Origin of the sequence: Endozoicomonas sp. (genome assembly GCF_051008435.1) — a bacterium.
GTDB lineage: Bacteria > Pseudomonadota > Gammaproteobacteria > Pseudomonadales > Endozoicomonadaceae > Endozoicomonas_A.
On sequence record NZ_JBPCXO010000094.1, the window covers coordinates 1 to 5,114 of the forward strand.

Annotated in this window: 5 protein-coding genes; 1 reads left to right on the forward strand and 4 read right to left on the reverse strand. The window is 46.6% G+C overall.

Going from position 1 to position 5,114, the window contains the following annotated elements; all coding sequences use genetic code 11:
* Positions 1-241: 241 nt before the first annotated feature.
* The 3 genes from ACR2PX_RS04205 to pyrC form a co-directional block, all read right to left on the reverse strand.
* Positions 242-1,144: a hypothetical protein gene (locus tag ACR2PX_RS04205; protein WP_433998112.1), complete on the reverse strand. Its 903-nt coding sequence runs from the start codon at positions 1,142-1,144 to the stop codon at positions 242-244.
* A 169-nt stretch (positions 1,145-1,313) separates the two neighbouring features.
* Positions 1,314-1,913 carry a ribonuclease T gene (rnt, locus tag ACR2PX_RS04210; RefSeq protein WP_433998116.1) on the reverse strand — a complete coding sequence of 200 codons (600 nt, stop codon included), beginning with the start codon at positions 1,911-1,913 and terminating at the stop codon, positions 1,314-1,316.
* 95 nt (positions 1,914-2,008) lie between these two features.
* Positions 2,009-3,052: a dihydroorotase gene (pyrC, locus tag ACR2PX_RS04215; protein WP_433998113.1), complete on the reverse strand. Its 1,044-nt coding sequence runs from the start codon at positions 3,050-3,052 to the stop codon at positions 2,009-2,011.
* Between the two features lie 538 nt (positions 3,053-3,590).
* Between pyrC and ACR2PX_RS04220 the strand changes: the two genes are divergently transcribed.
* Positions 3,591-4,805 carry an argininosuccinate synthase gene (locus ACR2PX_RS04220; RefSeq protein WP_433998114.1) on the forward strand — a complete coding sequence of 405 codons (1,215 nt, stop codon included), beginning with the start codon at positions 3,591-3,593 and terminating at the stop codon, positions 4,803-4,805.
* A gap of 94 nt (positions 4,806-4,899) precedes the next feature.
* On the opposite strand, the gene ACR2PX_RS04225 is transcribed toward ACR2PX_RS04220, so the two are convergent.
* On the reverse strand, positions 4,900-5,114 hold a 215-nt coding region (locus ACR2PX_RS04225; protein WP_433998115.1), incomplete at its 5' end, for a hypothetical protein.

Sequence of the window (5,114 nt, forward strand, 5' to 3'; positions counted from 1 at the left end):
GGTTATTTCAAACCATCGCCAAGCTGGGTGGTTGGAGCAATTCCAAGCACACAGGTCGCCCCGGTTGGCTGGCAGTTTGGAAGGGGTGGGCAAAATTACAGACCTGCGTTGAAGGCTGGCGCATAGCACGCCAGTTCTTGGGTGTAGAGATGTGATAAAGAGATAGGCTTTCATTGGGGAATAGACGTCTATAACCGATAAGTCCTTGATCCATTAAAATTACTTCCTTGATTTCAGTTATTTAAAGTGTTGGTGCTCGAGTTCCGGGGATAGTGATAACCCGGCTGGGTTCGCCTGCTTCACTATCTCCATCTCGCCACTCTGGAAAACTCCAACTCATTGGCTTTAGTTCTTCTCTAATAGCACTATTTGGATATGTTTTACGCAGCTCGGAAATGTGTTGTTTCTGACCTGGGCTGTATTCCATATGAGCACTATCAATAACTTGGTTACGAATTCTGTTCATGTAAAACAGGCTTTGACTTACAGGAGTGTATCCTGAATACCTGAAGTAAACTCTCAGGCAATAATCTCTGGCGATCGGGATTATTAAACTGCATCGAATACATGCAAAGTCGGTAGTGTTTTCAGGATCTCCCTGAATACCATTGTGCATTTCATAAAACACCCAGGGGGCTAATGGTTTGTTAATCACTCGCCAGTTAACAGGGGTTCGTGGTTGTTTGAAACTAGTTGCTTCTAATGCCCAAAAGTAAGCTGCTCTGATCGCAATTTTCTCAAGATCTTCAGGGTTAAAGTAACTCATGGTTTCAGGAAGGGTTTCATGATGGCAAAGCATCATCGTGATGGTTGTTGAGCCAAGAGGTCGCCCTCTCCAAATTGACCCACTAAACTCCCATTCTTTTTTTAGCAGTGGTTTTACAGCGTAACCTTCTCGCCGCCAAGCCATACCTTCGTCTTCTTCAATCTTATCTGACCAATAGTCATCTGGAGAGTAAATATTGACTTGTTTTGACGGTTTTTGTTCACCCGTGGAAGTATCTCCACCAAAGCCATAAGAGTTATGGTGAGGAGGTAATTCCATCGTGAGGATATTGCCAGAAAGATCTATCCGGATTTTTTCCCAGTTATCACCATTAACAAGGTAAGGGCGTTTTCTGGAAGCGAAGAGGCGTTTTAACATCTGAGACCATCCTGTGTAGCCGGCAGTTGTCCATTATTGTTGCCGGAAATACTTAGAACGAATCTTATTGAAAAGTGTTTTGTGTTGCAATGCCTTGGAATGCAAGGGTTGAGAAGGGTGCTGCCTGAGTCGCAAAATGGCTATCAGGCATGATTCTGAAAAAGAAGAATTACAACCAGCCGCCCAGGTCCTTCCAGCGATTGACAATAGAGCAAAACAGCTCGGCTGTTTTTTCTGTGTCATAGCGTGCGGAGTGGGCTTCACCTTTATCGAAATGAATGTCTGCTGCTTCGCAAGCTCTGGCCAGAACTGTCTGGCCGTAAGCTAGTCCTGACAGAGTTGCTGTATCAAAGCAGGAGAACGGGTGGAACGGATTGCGCTTGATATCGCAGCGTGCCGCCGCAGCCATGACAAAGCCAAGATCAAATGATGCGTTGTGGCCAACCAGAACGGCACGGTTGCAGCCCTGCTTTTTTACTTCTTTTCGTACTGTCTTGAAGATTCCATTCAGTGCCTGTTCTTCTTCAGTGGCTATACGAAGCGGGTGAAAAGGATCAACACCGATGAACTCGATGGCAGCAGGCTCAATATTGGCGCCTTCAAAAGGCTTGATGTGAAAAGATTGTGGCTTGCTGGGGTGAACATAGCCGCTTTCATCCATTTCAATGACTACAGCTGCTATTTCCAGCAGAGCATCGGTGGCGGAATTGAAACCTCCGGTTTCCACGTCCACCACAACGGGTAAAAAACCACGAAAGCGGTTGGCCATCAGGTGGCTATCATCGACCACGGAATCTCCTTAATTCATTCAGTGTAATGGGAAAGCCTGAGAGACAGATGTACCAGACTTTCCTGTAATCAGTGTCAGTCCTGAAGCTGTAATCGCCAGCTCAGAGTTTCACCTGCACGCAGGGGTACAACCTGATTGTCTCCCAGAGGGATGGACTCTGGCAATTGCCACTCTTCCTTAATCAGGGTCACGGACGTCTGGTTTCTGGGTAGACCATAAAAATCTGGACCAAAATGGCTGGCAAACCCTTCCAGTTTATCCAGTGCATTCATGCTTTCAAAGGCTTCAGTGTAGAGTTCCAGTGCAGCTGGAGCGGTGTAGCAACCTGCGCAACCACAGGACGTTTCTTTGGCATCTATGGTATGAGGTGCAGAGTCGGTACCCAGGAAGAATTTGGGGTTACCACTGGTTGCAGCCTCCAGCAAAGCCTGCTGATGAATATTACGCTTGAGAATCGGCAGGCAGTAATAATGGGGGCGAATGCCGCCAACCAGCATATCGTTTCGATTATACAGCAAATGGTGGGCCGTAATGGTGGCCGCTACTTTGCTATGACTGCTTTTGACAAATTCAACGGCATCCGCTGTTGTGATGTGTTCCATCACCACTTTCAGCTCGGGATGGCGAGTGGTGATATCTTTCAGGTATCGGTCGATGAAGACTTTCTCCCGATCGAAGATATCAATATCCGGGTCAGTCACTTCAGCATGAACCAGCAGTGGCAGGCCTACTTCAGCCATGGCTTCCAGACTTTTTTCAATATTACTGATGTCGGTTACACCGGAATCAGAGTTAGTCGTAGCACCCGCTGGGTAGAGCTTCAGTGCTTTGACATCGCCTCTGGTTTTGGCTTCCCGGACCATTTCCGGCGTAGTGTTATCCGTCAGGTACAGGGTCATCAGGGGCTCAAACTGACTGCCAGCAGGAATATGCTCAAGAATCCTTGCCTTGTAGGCTGCAGCATCATCCGCATTCAGTACGGGTGGACGCAGGTTTGGCATAATGATGGCGCGAGTGAAGTTTCTGGCTGCAGAACGGACAGTTTCGGCCAGGGCGGCGTCATCTCTCAGGTGGATATGCCAGTCGTCAGGGCGAGTCAGGGTGAGCTGTTGTGTCATCTTCTGAAGAGTACCTGTTCCAGAGAAGAAAGAGTGACTGCTGGATAGCAACAGTCTAAACGTGTTTTGGTCACGGTCCGTTAAATACAGCAAAGGGTGATCAAAAAAGCACGTGAATAAGGTGGAATTGGTCGAGAGTTGTGGGGACTCTCTTCAATGGTTGGCATCGTATCTAAAATCACGTTGCCTTGGTAGTGATATTTCCCATGTGGATAACCCTTTTGGCCTTGGCGTGGACTTTAAAGTGCTTACTTTTTCATCAGGGTTGAAGATACAGAGCATTTAAATGAGAAGCTTGGCATTCAGATAAGCAACCGGGCTAGAAAATAAGGTTGTATTCGAGAATAATGTGCCGCGCTACGGCTATCCGAAGCTCGATGGGTTCTTTCCGAATCAGACCCATGGAGGCAGATGGCTTTTAATTTAAGCTTTGTTGAATTTATATGTTGATTTCTTGAATAAATATTGATTTTTATGTTTCGATCATCAATACTCTTGCGGAAATCAGGTTTACCGTATCGGGAATTGGGAGTGCTCGGTGAAAGAGATTAAAAAAGTCGTACTGGCTTATTCTGGCGGACTGGATACCTCGGTAATTGCCAAATGGCTGGAAGATACCTACGAATGCGAAGTGGTGACATTCACCGCTGACCTGGGTCAGGGTGAAGAAGTGGAGCCGGCCAGAGCCAAGGCTGAAGCGCTGGGCATCAAAGATATCTATATAGAAGACCTGCGGGAAGAGTTTGTCCGAGACTTCGTGTTCCCAATGTTCAGAGCCAATACTGTTTATGAAGGCGAGTATTTGCTGGGGACTTCTATTGCTCGACCCCTGATTTCCAAAAGACTGATAGAAATCGCTAATGAAACTGGCGCTGATGCCATTTCCCATGGTGCTACCGGTAAAGGTAATGATCAGGTGCGTTTTGAGTTGGGTGCTTATGCCCTGAAACCGGGTGTGCAAGTCATTGCCCCGTGGCGTGAGTGGGATTTGAACTCCCGTGAAAAGCTGCTGGCATACTGCGATGAGCATGGTATCCAGGTTGAGAAGAAGAAAGGTAAGTCCCCTTATTCTATGGATGCCAACCTGCTGCATATCTCCTATGAGGGCGGTATTCTGGAAGACCCCTGGGCAGAAGCTGAAGAGGAAATGTGGCGTTGGAGCGTTGCTCCGGAAAATGCCCCGGATCAGCCTCTGTATCTGGAACTGACCTACAACAAAGGTGACATTGTTGCCATTGATGGTCAGGAAATGACACCCGCGACGGTACTCACTTATTTAAACAAAATCGGTGGAGAAAACGGCGTGGGACGTCTGGATATTGTTGAGAATCGTTATGTAGGCATGAAGTCCCGTGGTTGTTATGAAACGCCCGGTGGAACCATCATGCTGAAGGCTCACCGTGCGATTGAATCCATTACTTTGGACAGAGAAGTGGCGCATTTGAAAGATGAGCTGATGCCAAAGTATGCGAAACTGATTTATAACGGTTACTGGTGGTCTCCTGAGCGTGAGATGTTACAGAAGATGATCGACGAAAGTCAGGAATGTGTGAATGGTATCGTACGCCTCAAGCTTTATAAAGGCAGTGTCAGTGTTGTAGGTCGCCAATCGGAAGACTCTCTGTTTGATGAGAATATTGCTACTTTTGAAGACGATGCCGGCGCTTATGATCAGGCCGATGCAGAAGGGTTCATCAAGCTCAATGCATTAAGACTGAGAATTGCAGCTAATAAAGGGCGTAATCTTAATTAATTAAATAATTAAGTTAGCTATCTTGTTAGAAAATTAATAACCCGTACAATTATTTGTACGGGTTATTTTTTGCCTCGTCAGTAAAATCTGTGGGTCATTTCAGGCTCAGGCAGCTTGCCCAAAGCATGATATAAAGCGATTTCCGCACATCTGTAGGTTCTGAAATCGTACGATTTTCTCGTAGTCCTGAATCCGTGATTTCTTGATTAGAGAGAGGTTTCTCACCTCCTGAATGCATGAAACCTACAGAATAGGGTTTTGATTTTTTGCTATTCACCAAAGAAGGGTAAAACAGACGCAGAAGATCAA

Excerpts from the sequence above, each read along its gene's own strand:
- rnt (WP_433998116.1), bottom strand. The coding sequence starts at position 1,913 with ATGGCCAACCGCTTTCGTGGTTTTTTACCCGTTGTGGTGGACGTGGAA.
- ACR2PX_RS04205 (WP_433998112.1), bottom strand. The coding sequence starts at position 1,144 with ATGTTAAAACGCCTCTTCGCTTCCAGAAAACGCCCTTACCTTGTTAAT.
- pyrC (WP_433998113.1), bottom strand. The coding sequence starts at position 3,052 with ATGACACAACAGCTCACCCTGACTCGCCCTGACGACTGGCATATCCAC.